Source organism: Terrabacter sp. R4-6, from assembly GCF_057529065.1.
This window is the reverse complement of sequence record NZ_CP197224.1, coordinates 3,709,721-3,726,412: the sequence shown is the minus strand read 5'-3', so window position 1 is coordinate 3,726,412 and position 16,692 is coordinate 3,709,721. Positions and strand designations below refer to the sequence as shown.

Annotated in this window: 16 protein-coding genes; 3 read left to right on the top strand and 13 right to left on the bottom strand. The window is 72.3% G+C overall.

Annotated elements, in window-relative coordinates:
• Positions 1 to 2 precede the first annotated feature (2 nt).
• On the top strand, positions 3 to 1,487 hold the full coding sequence (locus tag ACSSS0_RS17335) for a D-alanyl-D-alanine carboxypeptidase family protein (RefSeq protein ID WP_487228966.1): 1,485 nt from the start codon (positions 3 to 5) through the stop codon (positions 1,485 to 1,487).
• Between the two features lie 3 nt (positions 1,488 to 1,490).
• Here ACSSS0_RS17335 and ACSSS0_RS17330 read toward each other — a convergent pair whose 3' ends face one another.
• From ACSSS0_RS17330 to ACSSS0_RS17320, 3 genes are read right to left on the bottom strand one after another with little or no spacing between them, the layout of a single operon-like run.
• Complete coding sequence (locus ACSSS0_RS17330) at positions 1,491 to 2,180, bottom strand: class I SAM-dependent methyltransferase (RefSeq protein ID WP_487228965.1); 690 nt, start codon at positions 2,178 to 2,180, stop codon at positions 1,491 to 1,493.
• Between the two features lie 41 nt (positions 2,181 to 2,221).
• The gene (locus ACSSS0_RS17325) at positions 2,222 to 3,328 is read right to left on the bottom strand and encodes a YihY/virulence factor BrkB family protein (protein WP_487228964.1); all 1,107 of its coding nucleotides are present in this window, start codon (positions 3,326 to 3,328) and stop codon (positions 2,222 to 2,224) included.
• A gap of 3 nt (positions 3,329 to 3,331) precedes the next feature.
• The gene (locus ACSSS0_RS17320; protein WP_435986694.1) at positions 3,332 to 3,862 is read right to left on the bottom strand and encodes a 2'-5' RNA ligase family protein; all 531 of its coding nucleotides are present in this window, start codon (positions 3,860 to 3,862) and stop codon (positions 3,332 to 3,334) included.
• Positions 3,863 to 3,953: 91 nt separating this feature from the next.
• On the opposite strand from ACSSS0_RS17320, the gene ACSSS0_RS17315 reads away from it, so the two are divergent.
• The gene (locus ACSSS0_RS17315; RefSeq protein WP_487228963.1) at positions 3,954 to 5,015 is read left to right on the top strand and encodes a glycosyltransferase family 4 protein; all 1,062 of its coding nucleotides are present in this window, start codon (positions 3,954 to 3,956) and stop codon (positions 5,013 to 5,015) included.
• Positions 5,016 to 5,055: 40 nt separating this feature from the next.
• Here ACSSS0_RS17315 and trpS read toward each other — a convergent pair whose 3' ends face one another.
• Together trpS and ACSSS0_RS17305 are read right to left on the bottom strand one after the other, a co-directional pair.
• Positions 5,056 to 6,105, bottom strand: coding sequence for a tryptophan--tRNA ligase (gene trpS / locus ACSSS0_RS17310; RefSeq protein WP_487228962.1), 1,050 nt, complete (start codon positions 6,103 to 6,105; stop codon positions 5,056 to 5,058).
• A 53-nt stretch (positions 6,106 to 6,158) separates the two neighbouring features.
• On the bottom strand, positions 6,159 to 6,965 hold the full coding sequence (locus ACSSS0_RS17305; RefSeq protein ID WP_487228961.1) for an exodeoxyribonuclease III: 807 nt from the start codon (positions 6,963 to 6,965) through the stop codon (positions 6,159 to 6,161).
• A 99-nt stretch (positions 6,966 to 7,064) separates the two neighbouring features.
• On the opposite strand from ACSSS0_RS17305, the gene ACSSS0_RS17300 reads away from it, so the two are divergent.
• Complete coding sequence (locus tag ACSSS0_RS17300; protein ID WP_487228960.1) at positions 7,065 to 8,060, top strand: TlpA family protein disulfide reductase; 996 nt, start codon at positions 7,065 to 7,067, stop codon at positions 8,058 to 8,060.
• Between the two features lie 58 nt (positions 8,061 to 8,118).
• Here ACSSS0_RS17300 and ACSSS0_RS17295 read toward each other — a convergent pair whose 3' ends face one another.
• From ACSSS0_RS17295 to ACSSS0_RS17260, 8 genes are all read right to left on the bottom strand, one after another.
• Positions 8,119 to 8,739, bottom strand: coding sequence for a hypothetical protein (locus ACSSS0_RS17295; RefSeq protein WP_487228959.1), 621 nt, complete (start codon positions 8,737 to 8,739; stop codon positions 8,119 to 8,121).
• A gap of 108 nt (positions 8,740 to 8,847) precedes the next feature.
• Positions 8,848 to 9,189 (bottom strand): hypothetical protein, encoded by a 342-nt coding sequence (locus ACSSS0_RS17290; protein ID WP_487228958.1) that lies wholly within the window; start codon positions 9,187 to 9,189, stop codon positions 8,848 to 8,850.
• A complete protein-coding gene (locus ACSSS0_RS17285; RefSeq protein ID WP_487228957.1) occupies positions 9,186 to 9,965 on the bottom strand; it encodes a hypothetical protein in 780 nt (259 codons plus the stop codon). Before ACSSS0_RS17285 ends, ACSSS0_RS17290 begins: the two co-directional genes overlap by 4 nt.
• Complete coding sequence (locus tag ACSSS0_RS17280; protein ID WP_487228956.1) at positions 9,962 to 11,131, bottom strand: glycosyltransferase; 1,170 nt, start codon at positions 11,129 to 11,131, stop codon at positions 9,962 to 9,964. The genes ACSSS0_RS17285 and ACSSS0_RS17280 overlap by 4 nt, the downstream gene beginning before the upstream one ends.
• The gene (locus ACSSS0_RS17275) at positions 11,131 to 12,150 is read right to left on the bottom strand and encodes a glycosyltransferase family 4 protein (RefSeq protein WP_487228955.1); all 1,020 of its coding nucleotides are present in this window, start codon (positions 12,148 to 12,150) and stop codon (positions 11,131 to 11,133) included. The genes ACSSS0_RS17280 and ACSSS0_RS17275 overlap by 1 nt, the downstream gene beginning before the upstream one ends.
• Positions 12,147 to 13,304, bottom strand: coding sequence for a glycosyltransferase family 4 protein (locus tag ACSSS0_RS17270; protein WP_487228954.1), 1,158 nt, complete (start codon positions 13,302 to 13,304; stop codon positions 12,147 to 12,149). Before ACSSS0_RS17270 ends, ACSSS0_RS17275 begins: the two co-directional genes overlap by 4 nt.
• A complete protein-coding gene (locus ACSSS0_RS17265) occupies positions 13,301 to 14,647 on the bottom strand; it encodes an O-antigen ligase family protein (protein ID WP_487228953.1) in 1,347 nt (448 codons plus the stop codon). Before ACSSS0_RS17265 ends, ACSSS0_RS17270 begins: the two co-directional genes overlap by 4 nt.
• Positions 14,644 to 16,656, bottom strand: coding sequence for a glycosyltransferase (locus tag ACSSS0_RS17260; protein WP_487228952.1), 2,013 nt, complete (start codon positions 16,654 to 16,656; stop codon positions 14,644 to 14,646). Before ACSSS0_RS17260 ends, ACSSS0_RS17265 begins: the two co-directional genes overlap by 4 nt.
• Positions 16,657 to 16,692: the final 36 nt, after the last annotated feature.

The window sequence follows — 16,692 nt, the reverse complement described above, 5'->3', positions numbered from 1 at the left end:
CCATGACGCCTCCCCATCGCCGCCGACGCCGACCGTGGACCGTGCCCGCCGTGGGTGCGACGCTCAGTGCCGTCGCGCTCGGGCTCGTCGTGACGACGTCGTATGCCGCCCCGTTCGCCGGCGGCAGTCCGCTCCCCCGCGTCGTAGGCCCGGTGGCCGCCCCTGCGGTGACCCCGTCGTGCCAGCCGTGGCAGACGCGGCAGGCCGTCCCGTCGGGTGTGACGCTGACGCCGCGGGTCTTCCCCACCGACGAGCCCGCGGCGAGACCCACTGCGAGACCCACTGCGACGACTGCGACCGCGACCGCGCCGAAGCCACCGAAGGTGCGGGTCGTGTGCCGCAACGCCCCGCCCACCCCCTTCGCGCACCCCGCCTGGGAGCCCGAGAGCGTCGTCGGCGGGTCCCGCATGGCCGAGACCGGCGTCCTCGTCGACCGGCCGGCGTCCGTGCCCGCGCCGCCCGAGGTCTACGACGTCTCGTACGTCGTGGCCGACCTCGAGACGGGTGAGATCCTCGCGGCCAAGTCACCGCACGCGTGGCTGCGCCCGGCGAGCACGCTCAAGACCCTCACCGCCCTGACGCTGATGCCGCGGCTCGACCCGCGACGGGTCGTCGTCGCCGGCCAGGACGCCCAGGACGCGGCCGGCTCGCGCGTCGGCATCCTCGCCGGGAACCGCTACCCCGTCTCCAGCCTCTTCGACGCCATGCTCATGTTCTCGGCCAACGACGCCGTCTACGCCCTGGCCGACGCCGCCGGGGGCTACGACGCCACCGTGGCGCTCATGAACGCCAAGGCCGAGCAGATCGGCGCGCACGACACGCTCACCGTCGACCCGAGCGGCCTCGACGACGGCGCCCAGCGCTCGAGCGCCTACGACCTCGCCCTCATCGGGCGCGACGCGATGCGGCTGCCCGCCTTCCGCGCCGCGATCACCAAGCGCGACGCCGTCTTCCCCGGCGGCAAGGACAAGCAGGGCAAGGTGTGGCCGGCGTTCCACGTCTACAACATCAACGAGCTGCTGCGGCACTACCCCGGCGCCATCGGCATCAAGCCGGGCCGCACCGACCGCGCCCAGCACACGTTCGTCGGGGCGGCGACCCGCGGTGGGCGCACCCTCGTCGTGACGCAGATGGGCAGCATCACCGGCTCGTGGAAGCCGACCGCGGCCCTGCTCGACTGGGGCTTCACCAACGCGGACCGGGTCACACCCGTCGGGCGGCTCGTCGAGCCCGGCGAGGCCGCCGCGCCCGCCCCGGCGCCGGAGCTTCCCGCGCTGCCCACGGGCGGCGCGACCGGCACCGGCGGTGACCCGGGCACCGCACCCCCGTCCGGGACGGGCACCCCCGCCCCGGCGGCGGCCCCGACGACCGAGGCGACGGCATACGACCGCACCCTGTCGCTCGTGGTGCTCGCCGGGGCCGGCGTCGTCGTCACCGCGGCCGTCGCGCTCCTCGCGCTCGCACGGCGCCGCGGCCGCGCAGCCTGACGCTCACGCGCCGGCGGGGGCCGATCCCTGCACGGGCCTCGCGACCACGACGAAGTGCACGAAGCGCATGTCGCCGAACGGCACGGGCAGCACGCGAGCGGCTGCCCGAAGGAGTGGGTTGCCGCTCGCCGCCCAGCGTCGGCCCATCGTGTTGGCCCCGACGCAGGAGAGCACCTCGTAGCCGCAGCTCTCGAACATCTCGACCATCGTGGCCCTGGTGAAGAAGCGGACGTGCGTGCGGTCGAGGGTGCCCTGGTCGACGTAGTCCCATCGACCGCGCAGCAGCTTGAACACCACGGGGGCGTACTGGATGCTCGGGATCGCTGCGACGACGCACCCGTCGGGCGAGAGGAAGCGCGGCACCTCGCGCAGCACCTGCCAGGGGTCGACGATGTGCTCGAGCACGTCGTTGAAGAAGATCGCGTCGAACGTCCCCGGGCGGTCGAGGGCCTCGGGGAAGTAGCCCGTGACGACCTCGTCGAACCCGTGGCCGTGCCGCGCGGCCTCGGCCTGGCTCGCGACGGCCTCCAGACCGACGACGGTGGCGCGGTCACCGAGCGCCGCCCGGAGGGTCGGGCCGAAACCCCCGGCTCCGCACCCGACGTCGAGCACGCGGGTCGCGCCCGGCGGGATGAACGGAGCGACGTCGAGTCGGGCGTTGTCGACGTAGACGTCCTGCTGTGGCGGCTGCACGGGACTCCCCTCGGTCGTGGGCCTGCCGGGCCCTCGGGGCCCTACTGTCGCCTGACCCTACGCAATCCTCGGACGGCCGACGCGAGGAACGCACCGATGACGACGCCGGCCGCGACACTCACACGGTCCGCCGCTCGCGTCGGCTGCCGGCGCCCGTGGTCCTGCGCCGCCGACCCGACCGGGGCCGCGGCATACGGGACGAGGCTCGTGTCGGCACCGTCGGCGAGCGAGGAGACGAACACGGGGCGGGAGGCCCTCGACGGCATCGAACGGACCGTGTCATCGCCCTGCCCGCCGAGGTCGACGTCGTTCGCGGCCCACGCGGCAGAGAGGAGGATGACCTTGGACATGAGGTCGAGCCAGAAGAGCAGCCCCACCGAGAGGGCCACGGCCCCGAGCAGCGGGTTCGCGGTGGCGTGGCTGACGAGGAAGCCGCCGAAGAGCTTGAGGAGCGTGAGGATGACCGCGCCGATGACGGCGCCCTGACGGATGTCGCGCAACGGCAGCGATGCTGCCGAGAGTGTCCGCAGGAGGACGACGAGGATGAAGGTGTCGAAGACGACGCCGACGAGCAGTCCCAGCAGGCCGACGAGCAGTCCGTTGCCCTCGAGGCCGACCCATCCGGCGACCTGTTCGGCCAGACCTCCGATGCTGCTCGTGATGATCGCGGAGACCGCGACGGCCGTGCCGACGGTCACGAGGACGAGGAGGTCGCTGGCCATCGTCCGCACTATGGCGTGCGTCGCGACCTCCAGTCCGAAGACGCCGCGGATGCCGGTGCGCAGGGCCCGGACCCACCCCATGCCGGCGAAGAGCAGCGTCACGAACGAGATGATGCCGGTCAGGGTCAGCGTGAGGCTGGCCGGCGCCTCGATGCTGATGATGCCGTCGGGGTTGCTCGGCGTCTTGACCATCCCGGGGAGGGCGTTGTTGAGCGAGTCGGCAATCGCGAGGACGAGGTCGGGGCGGTCCTGCAGGACGAAGCCGAAGATCGCGAAGGCGAGGGCGAGGGCCGGGAAGATGGAGAAGAAGGCGTAGTAGCTGACCCCGGCCGCGAGCAGGTTGCCGCTCGACTCGCTGAACCGCGTCCACGCCCGGTACGGCGCCAGGGCCTTGAGCCGGTCGAGGAGGGGCCGCCACGCCGGCACCCGTCAGCCCCCGGTGAGGGCGAACTCGTGCACGGGACGCCACACGTCGTCCTCGCCCAGCTCGTAGAGGTGGTACGCGCCGACCGCGAACGCGACGGAGTAGTCGGCGAGGTCGGTGAAGGCCCGGTCGAGCGACTCGGCCGGCACGTTGTGCGCCACCGTGACGTGCGGGTGGTAGTAGAAATCGAGGTCGCGGCTCACCGGCCCCGAGCGCAGCGACACCTCGAGCGCCTCGCAGTTCGAGACGCCCTGGGCCACCTGGATGAAGACGACGTCGGACAGCGGACGGAAGGTCCCCGTGCCGCGCAGCACGACGTCGAAGGGGGCGTGTGCGGCGGCCACGTCGGCGCAGTGGCTCCGGAAGGCGGCATACGCCTCCGCGTCGACCTCGGTCGGCGGAAGCAGCGTGATGTGCGCGGGGATCTGCCAGGCCTGGGGATCGCCGAAGTCGGCCCGGCGGTGCTGGAGATAGTCACCGTGCGGGGCCGGGATCGGGATCGAGACACCGATCGTCGTGGGGCGCGCAACACTCACGCACCCGACCGTACCGAACTCGACCGGCTGTCGCGGTTCCGGGCCGGGCCTTTCGCATGATCGGGGCCACGGACGCTCCTAGTCTGGGCGCATGACGGACACCACCGGGACTCCTGCGCGCGAGCACCTGCGCATCGCAGCCCTCTTCGTGTCCGACTGGGACCACGAGTTCGCGGCCGTCGCCGCGGGAGAGGTCCCCTCCCACCGGCTCTTCGGGATGCGCGAGCTCGAGAGGCGCGGGCACACCGTGCTGCACCACACCCGGAGACCACAGGCACGCCTTGCCCGACGAGTGGGCTGGCGGCTGTCCCAGCTGCTGTGGCTCTTGCGGGTCCAGCGCGACGTCGACGTCGTCATCGCCACGCACGAGGCCGCGGCTCTGCCGGCGCTCCTGCTCCGACGACTGGGTGTCGTCCGCCGACCCGTGATCGCCATGACGGTCGCAGCGCTCGAGGCCACCTCGCGCCCCGGGGTCGCGGGAGCCCTCCAGAGGACTGCCCTGCGAGGCGCCGACGCCATCACGGTCTTCTCGTCGTCGCAGCGCGACGACCTCGCGAGGCGCCTCCGGAGACCGCTGCAGGACCTGCGGCCGGTCCCGCTCGGCGTCGACACGGAGTTCTTCACGCCTCGATCGGGCGCGCGTGGCGGTGGTCTGTTGTCCGTCGGCACCAACGCCGGCAAGGACTACCCGACGCTCATGGCGGCCCTGCGCCCGGGCGAACGCTGCGTCGTCGTCACCGACGCGTGGAACCGCGCCCAGGCGACCCCTCTGGCAGAAGGTCTCGACGTCTCGTTCCGCAGCGACGTCCCGATCGCCGAGCTGCGTGAGCTCTACGCGGACGCCGACGTCATGGTGCTCCCCCTCCGCGAGGCCGAGATGTCCTCCGGCCAGACCGTGCTGCTCGAGAACCTCGCCATGGGCACACCGGTCGTCATCAGCGACGTCACTGGCGTCTCCGACTACCTCGACCCGCAGGTGACGAACGTCGTGCAGGCCGGCCGGCCCCTGCTGCTCAGAGAGGCCCTCCTCGACACGTCGTGGCACGACCGCGCGCGGGGCGGCCCGGCGCTCGTCGCCCGACGGTTCACCGTCGAGCACCTGGCATCGGCCGTCGAGTCGATCGCCCACGAGCTGGTGGCCGACCGGGCCTGAGGCGACACCGGCCCGTCGCCCTGCGGTGCGGACGAGTGGGTCAGGGACGCAGCGTCGAGGGCAGCAGGCCGACCTTGTCGTAGACGCGGCGGACCGTGGCCTCCGCGACGGCACGGGCACGCTCGGCACCGTCCGCGAGGATGCGGTCGAGCTCGGCGCGGTCGGCCATGAGCTCGAGGGTGCGGGTGCGGAACGGCGTGACCGCCTCGACGACGACCTCGGCGACGTCCTTCTTGAGGTCGCCGTAGCCCTTGCCGGTGTACTGCTCCTCGAGGATCGCCACCGGCGTGCCCGACAGGGCCGAGTGGATCGAGAGCAGGTTGGAGATGCCCGGCTTGTTCTCCTCGTCGAAGCGGATCTCGCGCTCGGCGTCCGTGACGGCCGAGCGGATCTTCTTCGCGATGCGCGCGGGCTCGTCGAGCAGGCTGACGAGCCCGGTGTCGGAGGCCGCCGACTTGCTCATCTTGGCGGTCGGGTCCTGGAGGTCCTGGATCTTGGCCGTCGCCTTCATGATGTGCGGCTCGGGCACGACGAGCGTGTCACCGAAGCGCTGGTTGAAGCGGCCCGCGAGGTCTCGCGAGAGCTCGAGGTGCTGGCGCTGGTCCTCACCGACGGGGACGACGTTCGCGTCGTAGATGAGGATGTCGGCGGCCTGGAGCACGGGGTAGGCGAAGAGGCCGACGTTGGTGTTGGTGCCCTTGGCGGACTTGTCCTTGAACTGCGTCATCCGGCTCGCCTCACCGAAGCCGGTGAGCGTGCCGAGCACCCAGTAGAGCTCGGTGTGCTGGGCGATGTGGCTCTGGACGAAGAGCGTCGAGCGCGCCGGGTCGACGCCGCCGGCGATGAACTGGGCCGCCGTGATGCGGGTGCGCTCGCGGAGCACCTCGGGGTCCGGGGCGACGGTCAGGGCGTGCAGGTCGGCGACGAAGTAGAAGGCGTCGTGCGTCTCCTGGAGGCGCACCCACTCGACCAGCGCACCGATGTAGTTGCCGAGGTGGAGCGAGTCGCTCGTCGGCTGCATGCCCGAGAGGCTTCGCGGCGTCGTGGTCGGGAGGGAGGGCGTCGAGGACATGGGTGCATTCTGGCCCATGGGCGGCCGGGGTCCCCAAACCGGCCCGGCTCGAACGGGCTCCGCGATGCGCGTCAGGCGGGCTCGAGCGCGTAGTCGGCGACGACCGGTGCGTGGTCGCTCCAGCGCTCGGCGTACGTCGGCGCCCGCCCGACGACGACGTCGGTGACGGTCTCGGCCAGCCGGCGCGTGGCCAGCTGGTAGTCGATGCGCCAGCCCGCGTCGTTGTCGAACGCCTTGCCGCGCCAGGACCACCACGAGTACGGACCGGCGACGTCACCGGCGTGACGGCGCTGGACGTCGACCCAGTCGCCGCCTGCGAACCACCCGTCGAGCACGGCGCGCTCCTCCGGCAGGAAGCCGGCCTTCTTGAGGTTGCCCTTCCAGTTCTTGAGGTCGGCCTCGCGGTGCGCGACGTTGAGGTCGCCCGTGACGAGGACGAGCTCGTCGGCCTCGGCGGCACGGCGCATCCGCTCCGTCATGGCGGCGAGGAAGGCCATCTTGACGTCCTGCCGCTCGGTGCCCGCCTCCCCGGTGTGGACGTACGCGGAGACGACCGTCAGCGGACCCGCCGCGGTGACGACGTCGGCCTCGACCCAGCGGCCGTCGTCGGCGAACGCGCCGTCGATGCCGACGCGCACCGCCGTCTGGGGCTCGCGCGTGACGACGGCGACGCCCGCACGTCCCTTGGTCGAGCCCTCCGTGTGCGCGACCGACCAGTGGGCCAGGCCGGCGTCGGCGAGCACCTTGGCGAGCTCGACGTCGTCGGCCCGCACCTCCTGGAGGCACAGGACGTCCGGCTCGGCCAGCTCGAGCCACGGCACCATGCCGCGCCTGGCGGCTGCCCGGATCCCGTTGACGTTGGCCGTGACGACGCGCATGGCCCCGATTGTGCAGGAGGTGCCCGTCGCCCTGCCGGCCGGCCCGTGGGATCGCCCGATCACCCCCGGTGGTATGCCGTCCCCTGCCTAGAATGCGACGTGCCCTCCGACGCCCTCGCCCTCGCGCCCGTCATCCTCGCGGTCGTCCTCGTCGTCAGCGCGGTCGGCAAGCTGCGGTCGCCGAGCGCCTCTGCCGAGGCCTTCCGGGACCTCCGCGTGCCGGCGCCCCTGTCCCGGCGGCTCGTCGTCGAGGCACTGCCGTGGGGTGAGCTGCTGCTCGCCGCCCTGCTCGTGCTCGTCGGCGGACCGGTGGGCACCGTCGGCGCCGTGGCCGCGCTCCTGCTCTTCACGGCATACCTCGTCCTCGTGGTGCGGGCCCTGGGCTTCGACGAGGACGTCGAGTGCGCGTGCTTCGGGGAGTTCGCACCCGGACGCATCACGCGTCGCACGGTCGTGCGCAACGCGTGGCTCGTCGCGCTCGCGGTGACCGCCTTCGGGGTCGCGACCCAAGGGTCCTCGGTGGTGGCGCGCGTCGTCGACGGACGGTTGCCGTGGTGGTGGCTATCCGCGGCGGTGGCCGCGGCGCTGACGACCTGGCTCGTCGCCGGAGCGACGCCGGAGACCGACTATGCCGCCAGGACCACGCCACCGGCCGACGAAGAGGGCGAATACCTGCGCCAGCGCACCCCTGCCCTGCCAGTCGTGCTGGGTGACGGTTCGGAAACTGACCTACGTCGGCTCAGCGCCGCGCGCGCCCAACTCCTACTGTTCGTCTCTGAAGGGTGCGGGCCGTGCGTCGACGTCATCGCAGCGACATCGAAATGGCGAGCTCAGCTACCCCAGATCGACATTCGCCACGTGATCAGCCTCGAGCCCGGCATAGGCACTCTTACCAGGACTCATGAGCCAAGGAGCGTCCATGACCCTGCCCGGCGGATCTTCGAGAGCTTCGACTTCCGGGGGACGCCCTCCGCGCTGCTGTTGGGCGCCGACGGGATGCTGGCCGGCGGACCGGTCGTCGGTGACCTCGACGTGGTTTCGTTCATCGCTCACGTGGCAGAGGAGCTTCAAGGCGCCGCAGCCGAGCCGGGATGACGAAGAGGCGCCGTCCACATATGGACGGCGCCTCTTCGATTCTTTCAGTTCCTGGAGCTCAGAGTCCCGTAGGAATCGGGAAGATATTCTCGACCTTGCAGTTGCCCTGGTTGGGACCAGGCGCAGACGGGGTGCTTCGTTCCCCGCTGCTGAGTGGTGTCGCTTCGCCGATCGCCTGGCATACACCGCCGGCAAGACAGTCGTAACGCTGGTACGTCAGCGACATCTCAGCGTTTTGGCTATTGCCGGTGGGCTTGTCTGCGGTGTATATAAGCACCTGCTGTGTGGCTCCATCCGGCGTGCAGAACACGTGATCCGGATCAAAGCCGCAGTTGGTCGTAGCACAGGTGCCGACGCACTCGTCACCATCGCGCACGTCGACACTAAAGCCCGAGACAGACACACCGTTGATCTTGACGTCGCTGATCACAGTGATGCCTGTGGTGGGCAGCGGCCCGGTGGTGTTAACAGCAGTCAGTTCGAAGACGTAACCCTTGAGCACGTCCGTCGAGTTGCCAGGCAGCTTGCACGCCCCGCCGGTGAAGCTGAGCGGCCCCGCCGATGCGGCGACCGTGGGCGCGGCCCCCGCGACCACGACTGCGGGCACGGCCCACGCCGCGCCCTTAACGACCGAGCGACGGCTCGGAGGCGCCGTGTCGGCGCCTTGATTCTGTGACATGTGTGAATCCCCCACTCGATGACTGAAACCCCCGCGTGCCTCGTCAACATACCGGAACAAGGGGCCCCCGATGCCGGAAATCGCACACTGTGCGACCTTGGTCGTACATCACGATCGCATGACGCCCGAATTGTCGGCTTTAGGCCTCTGACCTGCGACGATGACGTGCTCGTCCATGAGCGCGAGCACCGCCGAACGGACCAGTTCTGACACTCCCCCGGCCGGCGGGGCCCCGAGCCTGGACACCAGCTCGACCTCGAGCTCGGCGAGGGTCCGGCCCGTCCCGACAGCCGACCGGACGGCGTGGCCCAGGGGCGAGAGGCGCACGACGCGGTGTCCGGAAGTGCCCGCGACGAGGACGACCGTGCCGTCGTCCGTCGAGTACGTGTCGAGCACGTCACCCGAGCGCAGGAGGGTGTGCGGCGTGAGGACCCCGGCGGTGTCGCTCATCGTGACCTCCCGAGGACCTCGCGCAAGACGGGCTCGACGTCGGCGGCGTCGTGGTAGCGGACCCGTCGCAGACCGCCGACCGACTGGACGAGGTCGGCGAGCCGGTGGAGCGGGCGGTCGAAGGACGCGAGCGACGACGTCTCCGGCGCCAGCAGGACCAGGGCGTCGAGCACGTCCACCTCCTCGACGACGACGGGCTCGCCTGCCTCGCGGTCGCGTCGCAGGATCACCATCCCGGCGAGCCAGGGCCGTACCTGCGGGCGTTGGAGCCCGAGATCGGAGGGAGCGACCTCGTCCTTGGGCTGGCCCACGTCGGGCCGCCGCACCGACAGGGGCTTGCAGTACGTCGAGATGGAGCCGTCCGCGGCGACCCCGGTGGTCTCGTCCGTGACGTAGCCGCGCCCGGGCCCGAGCGTGCGGACGAGCGTCGTCTTGCCGGTGCCGCCCGGCGCGACCATGGCGATCGTCGCGCCCGACCGCTGGTCGCAGAGGGCGGACGCGTGGAACATCATCAGCTCGCCCGCTCGGGCGAGGATCGCCGCGCGGGTGACGAGCTGCGTCAGGGACTGCAGGGCCTGCGCCACGTGGTCGGCACCCGCGTCCGGCGAGAGCTCGGGCGCCGCCGCGACGGGGCACCCCTGGACGGGCGTCGTGCGACACGCCGACCACGCGTGCTCGACGGCCGGCCGTAGGCGGTGGTCCGGCACCTCGATGGCGATCGTGGCGCCGAGCGCCTCGACGTGGAGGAGGCCCTCGGTCGGCTCCGCCGACGTCACTCGGCCGCCCCCCGCTCGATCAGCCGGTGGAGCACCTCGGCGACCTGGTCGACGCGGCGCGACCAGTCGGCACCGGCAGCGCGCTCCGGGTCCACGACGCGGCCGGCGTCCGCGCCGACGCCGCCGAAAGCCCCGACGGCCGCGACAGCCCCGACGACAGCAGCCACGAACGTCTCCTGCCCGGCCACCGTGACCCGGTCGTCGACGACGTCACGGAAGCCGGCCACCGGCGTCGCGACGACGGGTCGACCCGCCGCCTGGTACTCGTAGAGCTTGATCGGGTCGAGGCTGTCGGTGAACGGGCTCACGACGTGCGGCACGACGAGCACGTCGGCGTGCTGGAGGTAGGCCGGCACATCGGCGCTCGGGCGTGCACCGAGCATGACGACCCCGGCGGCCTCGAGACGCGAACGTTGCTCTGTCGCAAGCGCGTTCGGCCCAACGAGCACGAGGGTGCCCGACCCCGACAGGGCTCTGGCCGTGGCCGCGCAGAGGTCGACGTCGAGACGGTCACCGTGCAGCGTGCCGACGTAGATGGTCACGGCTCCGCCGGGAAGGTCCGCGGGACGGTCGCGGGCGACGAGGTAGGCCGCCGTGTCGACCCCGTTGGGCACGAGCGTCACCTCGCGGAGGGCGCCCTTGCTCGCCGAGAGCGCCGGCGAGCACACGACCACCTCGTCGCACCGGGCCAGCAGCACCTGCTCCTGGGCGATGACCCGCTCGGTCTCGGCGTTCGACCGGTCGGCGAGCGTCCAGTCGTCGGTGACGTCGTAGAGCGAGCGCCACTGCGTGGCCTCGACGAGCAGCGAGCCGGTCGGGTCGTTGACCCAGAGGACCGGTTCGGCCATGCCCAGCGACCGGGTGGTCCGGAGCACCTGCCGGGCCCAGCGCTCGTCGACGCGACGGTCGACCCGTCGCGGCAGCCACTTCGTCGGCTCGAGGAGCCACAGCGCCTCGGGCCGTATGCCGTCGAGCGGCGGCCCGGCACGCAGGCCGCGCCCCAGCCTCGGCTGGCTGGCGCCAAGAGCCGCGTGGAGCGGGTCGGTCGCCGGCTCGACGAAGAGCACCCGCAGGTCGGGGTCGCGGCGCAGCAGTCCGGCCACGAGGTGCTGGTTGCGGCGCCAGACGCCGTCCCAGGCCTCGAGGGAGGTCACGACGAGGTCCATCAGAGGACCTCCCCGTAGACCGCTGCGGTCTCCCGCGCCTGGTGCGCGGGAGTGAAGAGGTCGCGCTGGACGGCCTGCAACGCGGCTGCGTACGTGTCGCGGCGCCCCGGGTCTCCGGCGAGAGCTGCGAGCAGCTCGCCGGCCCTCCGTGCGTCACCGGGTGGGTGGAGTGCAGCACCGGCGACGGCGCCGACGGTCTCGAGGTGGCCCCCGGCACCCACCGCGACCACCGGCAGCGCGGCAGCCATCGCCTCGAGGACCGTCAGCCCGAGCCCTTCGATGCGACAGGGTGCGAGCAGCACCCCGGCCCGCTCCATGAGCTCGGGCACGTCACGTCGGTGACTGAGGAAACGCGTCGAGTCCGTGATGCCCAGGTCGTCCGCCAGGGCGGTCAGCCGGTGACGCTCCGACCCGTCTCCCGCGATCTCCAGGCGCCACCCCTGCGCAGCGACACCGGAGGTGGCGAACGCACGCAGCGCCACGTCGGTGTCCTTCTCGGGCTCGAGGCGCTGGGCCACGAGGACGACGCGGTCGCGCCCCTCGGCGGGTGTCGTCGACGTCGTCGAGTCGACGCCCGGATGGATGACCACGCTGCGGCCGGCGACGGTGTCGGCCACGTAGTGACTGATCGCGATCTGTGCGTCCACCCGTCGTCCTGCAGCGTTCGCCGCGACCGTGGACACCGGGTTGCTGCCTCGGGCGCGGGCAAAGTGACGCGTGACGACCAGTGGAGTGCTCACACCGAGCATCGCTGTGGCACAGGCGATCTCGGCTGCCGTCATGTGCGCGTGGACCACGCCGGAACCCTTCGCCCAGCGCCGAACTGCCGCCAGCACCCCGTGGACGGTGGACGCCGGTAGCGTCCGGACGCCCGGTCCTGCGGCCAGGGCCATGCGGGTCGGGTCACCGCCGACGACGAGCACGTCGTTTCCCGACTCCAGCTGGGCCCGGGACAGCCTGGCGATGTGGCTCTCCACCCCGGCGAACGCGTCGGAGCGGACCGCGTGGACGATCCTCACCTCACGTCCTCCTCGGTGCCTGCCGACGCGACACCCGTCCCCACCGGAACACGGAGCACCTCGAGGTAGTGCCGCGCCACCGAGGCCCACGAGTGCTGCTCCGCGGTCGCGCGGGCCGCGCGACGGGTCGGCTCCTGCTCGAGGCCGAGCACCCGGGAGAGCCCGGCGGCGAGTCCGGCCACGCTCGAGTCGACGACGGCGCCGTTGACGCCCTCGACGACGACGTCGGGCACGCAGCCCGTGGCCGTCGCCACCACGGGCACCCCACAGGCCAGTGCCTCGAGGACGACCAGGCCGTAGGACTCGTAGGCGCTCGGCATGGCGAGGACGTCGGCGGCGTGCAGCCAGGACCGCGGATCGGGATCGGAGCCCGCGAAGCGCAGGCGCCCACCGACACCCCGGGAGGCGGCGCGTGCCGACTCGGCCTGGATCATGTCGGCGGTGCCGCCGACGACGACCAGGTGCACGTCGTCGTCGAGGGCTGCCACGGCGTCGACGAGGACTGGCAGCCCCTTGCGCCCGAACTCGTTGCCGATGAAGAGCACCATCCGGTCCTCGTCGCGGAGGTCGAGCGCCTGTCGCGCCAGCCGACGCTCCTCGTCCGTCGGCGGCCGGAACCGGTCGACGTCGACGCCGTTGCCGATGACGACGGTCGGGATGGCGAGCCGCGGGTAGGTCTCGCGCAGCAGCCGCTCCTCGTCGGTGACGAGGTTGACGACGACCCGGTGCGTCCCCGCGCGGGAGTAGCGGATCCGGTCGCGCGTGGTGGTGAAGAGATGGAGGGGGTTGCGCACCATGCGCAGCCGGTGGTGCCCCCGCGCGCGCATGGCCACGGCGACCAGCCCATGGTTGACGTAGACGTCGCCCGCGACCGCGTCGTTGTGGCACACCGACAGCTGCTCGGGGTGCTGACGCAGGTGGCGTCGCGCCCGAGCCGTGCCCACGGTCGAGAACCAGACGACGCGCCCGACGAGCGCCAGACGTCCCACCACGCCCCCGCCCGGGGTGGGGAGCCACCCGCCGCCGGCCTCGACGAGCGTGAACCGCCGGACGTCGACGCCGAGCCGCTGCCACTCCTGCTCGAGGTGGTGCGCGACAGCACCGACGCCCGTGCCCGGGCCGATCTCGGGCGTGATCTGGACGATGGTCGTCATGCCGTGTCCGCCGGCACCCGAGGGGTCGCGGCGACGTCGACCGACCGCGCCCTCTCGCGTTCCGCGTGCCAGCTCGCGCCGAGGCAGATCCCGAGCACGACGAAGGGAACGGAGCCCTGAACCGCCGACCAGAACAGGTCGAACTGGCCCTGGACCAGACGCGACACGAGCACGGCGACCGCCAGGGAGCCGTAGGCCGGGTCGAGCCGCCAAGCCACCCGGAGGGCGACGACCATGAGCAGCACGAAGGCCGCGAGGCCCACCACGCCGGCCGAGGTCAGCACCTCGATCTCGGCGTTGGGCGGCTGGAACTGGAAGGGGAAACGGTCGGTGTACCACCACCGCAGCCCCACGCCGAACCACGGGTCCGAGGACCACACGGTCATCGAGTCCTGGAACCACGTCAGACGCTGGAAGACGGAGTTGAACTGGTTGCCCGACTGGACCTGGTCCTGCACGAGGTTCGTCACGAAGAGCACGAGCGGGGCGACGAGGAGCAGCACGAGCTTCGACCTCTTCCGGTCGGTCTTGGACCGCAGGACGAGGACGAAGACGGCCGCCACGAGCCCGATGAGGGCCTGCCTCGACTGCGTGAACAGCACGGCGGTGAGCATGAGCACCATGAGGACGACGGACCAGCGCCGGTTGATCCCCGCCCACGTCGGCCGGGCGTAGACCATGATGGCCCCGGTCGCGCAGACCGTGCCGGCGAAGTTCTTGTGCATGCCGTAGGGAAAACTCGGGTAGACCGGTGAGAAGTTTCCCTGGGCGAAGTGCACACTGCCCTCCATGACGGTGATGAGGGCGAGCACCGCGATCGTGCCGACGAGGAGCCGTACGCCCACCCGGCCGTGGCCGTTGGCGCCGACGGCCCATCCGACGACGAGCGACCCCGCCACCATCATCCACGCGTGCGCCCACTCGACGGCGTTGGCGGCATACGGGTTGTTGACGACGGTGACCAATGTCGCGAACTGGTAGATCGCCGAGGCCCAGAGGACGGCGCGCATCCCCGGTGAGAACGGACGCTTGGCGAGGAAGAGGGCCGGGAGCACCGCGGCGGCGAGGGCGAAGTCCGACAGGGACAGGTCGATGCCGCCGGTGCCGACACGGAGCACGACGAGCAGCAGGGGCAGGACGGCGACCGGGATGAGTCCCGGCTGGACAGCGGTGAGCCCGACGCCCAGGACGCCGACGGCGATGATGACCGCGGCCTCGGGCAGCGTGACGGCGAGGTGACCGACCACCGCGACGAGCACGAGACCACTGAGCACGAGGGCCCCCTGGACGAGCAGGTCACGGCGTCCGGCGCCGCGGAGCCCGACGGGGACAAGGCTGCTCACGACGCCTCCCCCTCGGCGGTCGAGCGCGGTCGCCGCCCCCGGGCCGACGCCGCGGCGGAGTCCGCCGGCCGCAGCTCGGACCGGGCGGGCCCGGAGAGGTAGAGGCGGACGCGGGCGCGAGCCGCCCGACCGCGCTCGCCGGGGAGCACGACGCCACGCACGGTCGAACCGACGAGCTGCCCGGCGCGCGCCACCTGCCAGCCGACGGCACCGAAGTGCTTGCGGAGGTAGACCTCCTGTGCGGCGTGGAAGTGCCCCTCCCGGCGCGCCGGGTCGGTGCTCGTCGCGGCACCCACGTGCGTGGCCCGCGCGGCGGGCACGAGGGCATGTCGCCAGCCGAGCAGGACGGCGCGGTGCGCCCAGTCGGTCTCCTCCGCGTAGAGGAAGAAGCGCTCCTCGTCGAAGGGACCGACGTGGTCGAGGGCCTCGCGGCGAAGCAGCAGCACCGAGCCGATGACGTAGCGGTTGCGCCGCAGGCGTCCGAGACCGGCCGCCTCGACCCAGGTCGCGAGCGGTGACGGGAAGGGCCAATCGACGCGGGAGGGCGTGCCCGTGGCGTCGACCTGCGACGGCCCGACGCTCGCGAGGTCGGGCTCGGCGTGGAGGGCTGCGCGCAGGACCTCGATGTCGCCCGAGGCGACTACCGCGTCAGGGTTGACGAGCAGGACGTCGGCGCGGGGGTCGACCCGTCGCAGCCCCTCGTTGACGCCGGCCCCGAAGCCCCCGTTGCGACCCGGGTCCACGTAGCGGGCGCCCGCGGCCTCCACCACGGCGCGCACCGCAGGCGAGGAGGAGTTGTCGACGACCGTGACCGACAGCGAGCCCAGTGGAGCCAGCGCGTCGGCGAGCAGGTCGGGCTGGCCGTAGGCGACGACGACGACCTCGAGCGGCCGGTCGTCCGGTCCGGCCTGCGTCCACTGCTTCGTCGCGGCGCGGTACATCGCGTCGTGCTCCACCGCGATGCGGTCCCACGACGTCGCCGCGGCGCGGGCGAGGCCGGCTGCTCTGAGCCGCCCGGCCACGTCGCCGTCGTGCACGACCTCGCTGATCGCCTTGGCGAGCTCGACGGCGTCGCCCTCTGCGACGACCAGGGCGGCGTCGCCGACGACCTCGGGCAGCGCGCCGCTGTCGCTGACGACGACCGGGGTGCCACAGGCCATCGCCTCGACGGCGACCCTGCCGAACTGCTCGACCCAGGAGGGTGTCGTGAGAGACGGGACGGCCAGCACGTCGAGGGAGCGGTAGAAGTCGGGCAGTCCCTCGGGCGCCAGTGCGCCGACGAAGTCGACGCGGTCGGCGATGCCGAGCCGCGCCGCGAGACCCATCAGGACGTGCTTCTCGGGTCCGTCGCCGGCGAGGCGTACGCGCACGGCGGGCTCGAGGGCCACAGCGCGCAGGAGCACGTCGGCCCCCTTGCCGGCGTCGAGGCGACCCGCGAACCCGACGACGGGCACCTCACGGGCCGCGACGGCATACGGCGGCGGGGTGAAGACGGTGAGGTCGGTCCCGAGGTCGAGGGTGCGGGCCCGACCCGGGAAGCCCTTGCGCTCGACGATGCGGCCCGCCGCGTCGTTGCAGACGTTGACGCCGCTCGCGTGCCGCAGCGCGGCCCGCTCGAGCCACCGGAAGGGCACGGGGTGGCGCTTGTCGATGTTCTGGGCCGAGTAGAGCAGGTAGGGTGCCCGCTGGCGCCGCAGCCACCGGAGCAGCAGCACCTCGGCGGTGGCGAGGGCGAAGGGCTCCTCGTGGACGTCGATGACGTCGACGGGGCGGCCGAGGGCCCGCCACAGCGGGCGCGGGTCGTAGAGGAAGAGGGCCGGATGGGAGCCGACGGTGCCCGCCGGCACGACCGGCTCGTCGGGGCGCACGGACAGCGCGACGCGGCGACCGCCCTCGGGCCACGCCGCAGCCGACACGACGTCGACACGGTGGCCGAGGCGTCGCAAGGCCCGCTCCCGTTCACGCCACGCGTCGACGACGGCGCTGTGGGACACGCGCAGTGCCCACATGACCACTCACCCCTCTCCCCGTGCCGTCCCCCGGAT

Bases quoted from the DNA above. Each gene is read 5' to 3' on its own strand.
- ACSSS0_RS17295 (WP_487228959.1), bottom strand. From the start codon at position 8,739: ATGTCACAGAATCAAGGCGCCGACACGGCGCCTCCGAGCCGTCGCTCG.
- ACSSS0_RS17305 (WP_487228961.1), bottom strand. From the start codon at position 6,965: ATGCGCGTCGTCACGGCCAACGTCAACGGGATCCGGGCAGCCGCCAGG.
- ACSSS0_RS17280 (WP_487228956.1), bottom strand. From the start codon at position 11,131: ATGGACCTCGTCGTGACCTCCCTCGAGGCCTGGGACGGCGTCTGGCGC.
- ACSSS0_RS17260 (WP_487228952.1), bottom strand. From the start codon at position 16,656: ATGTGGGCACTGCGCGTGTCCCACAGCGCCGTCGTCGACGCGTGGCGT.
- trpS (WP_487228962.1), bottom strand. From the start codon at position 6,105: ATGGGCCAGAATGCACCCATGTCCTCGACGCCCTCCCTCCCGACCACG.
- ACSSS0_RS17290 (WP_487228958.1), bottom strand. From the start codon at position 9,189: ATGAGCGACACCGCCGGGGTCCTCACGCCGCACACCCTCCTGCGCTCG.
- ACSSS0_RS17335 (WP_487228966.1), top strand. From the start codon at position 3: ATGACGCCTCCCCATCGCCGCCGACGCCGACCGTGGACCGTGCCCGCC.
- ACSSS0_RS17315 (WP_487228963.1), top strand. From the start codon at position 3,954: ATGACGGACACCACCGGGACTCCTGCGCGCGAGCACCTGCGCATCGCA.
- ACSSS0_RS17270 (WP_487228954.1), bottom strand. From the start codon at position 13,304: ATGACGACCATCGTCCAGATCACGCCCGAGATCGGCCCGGGCACGGGC.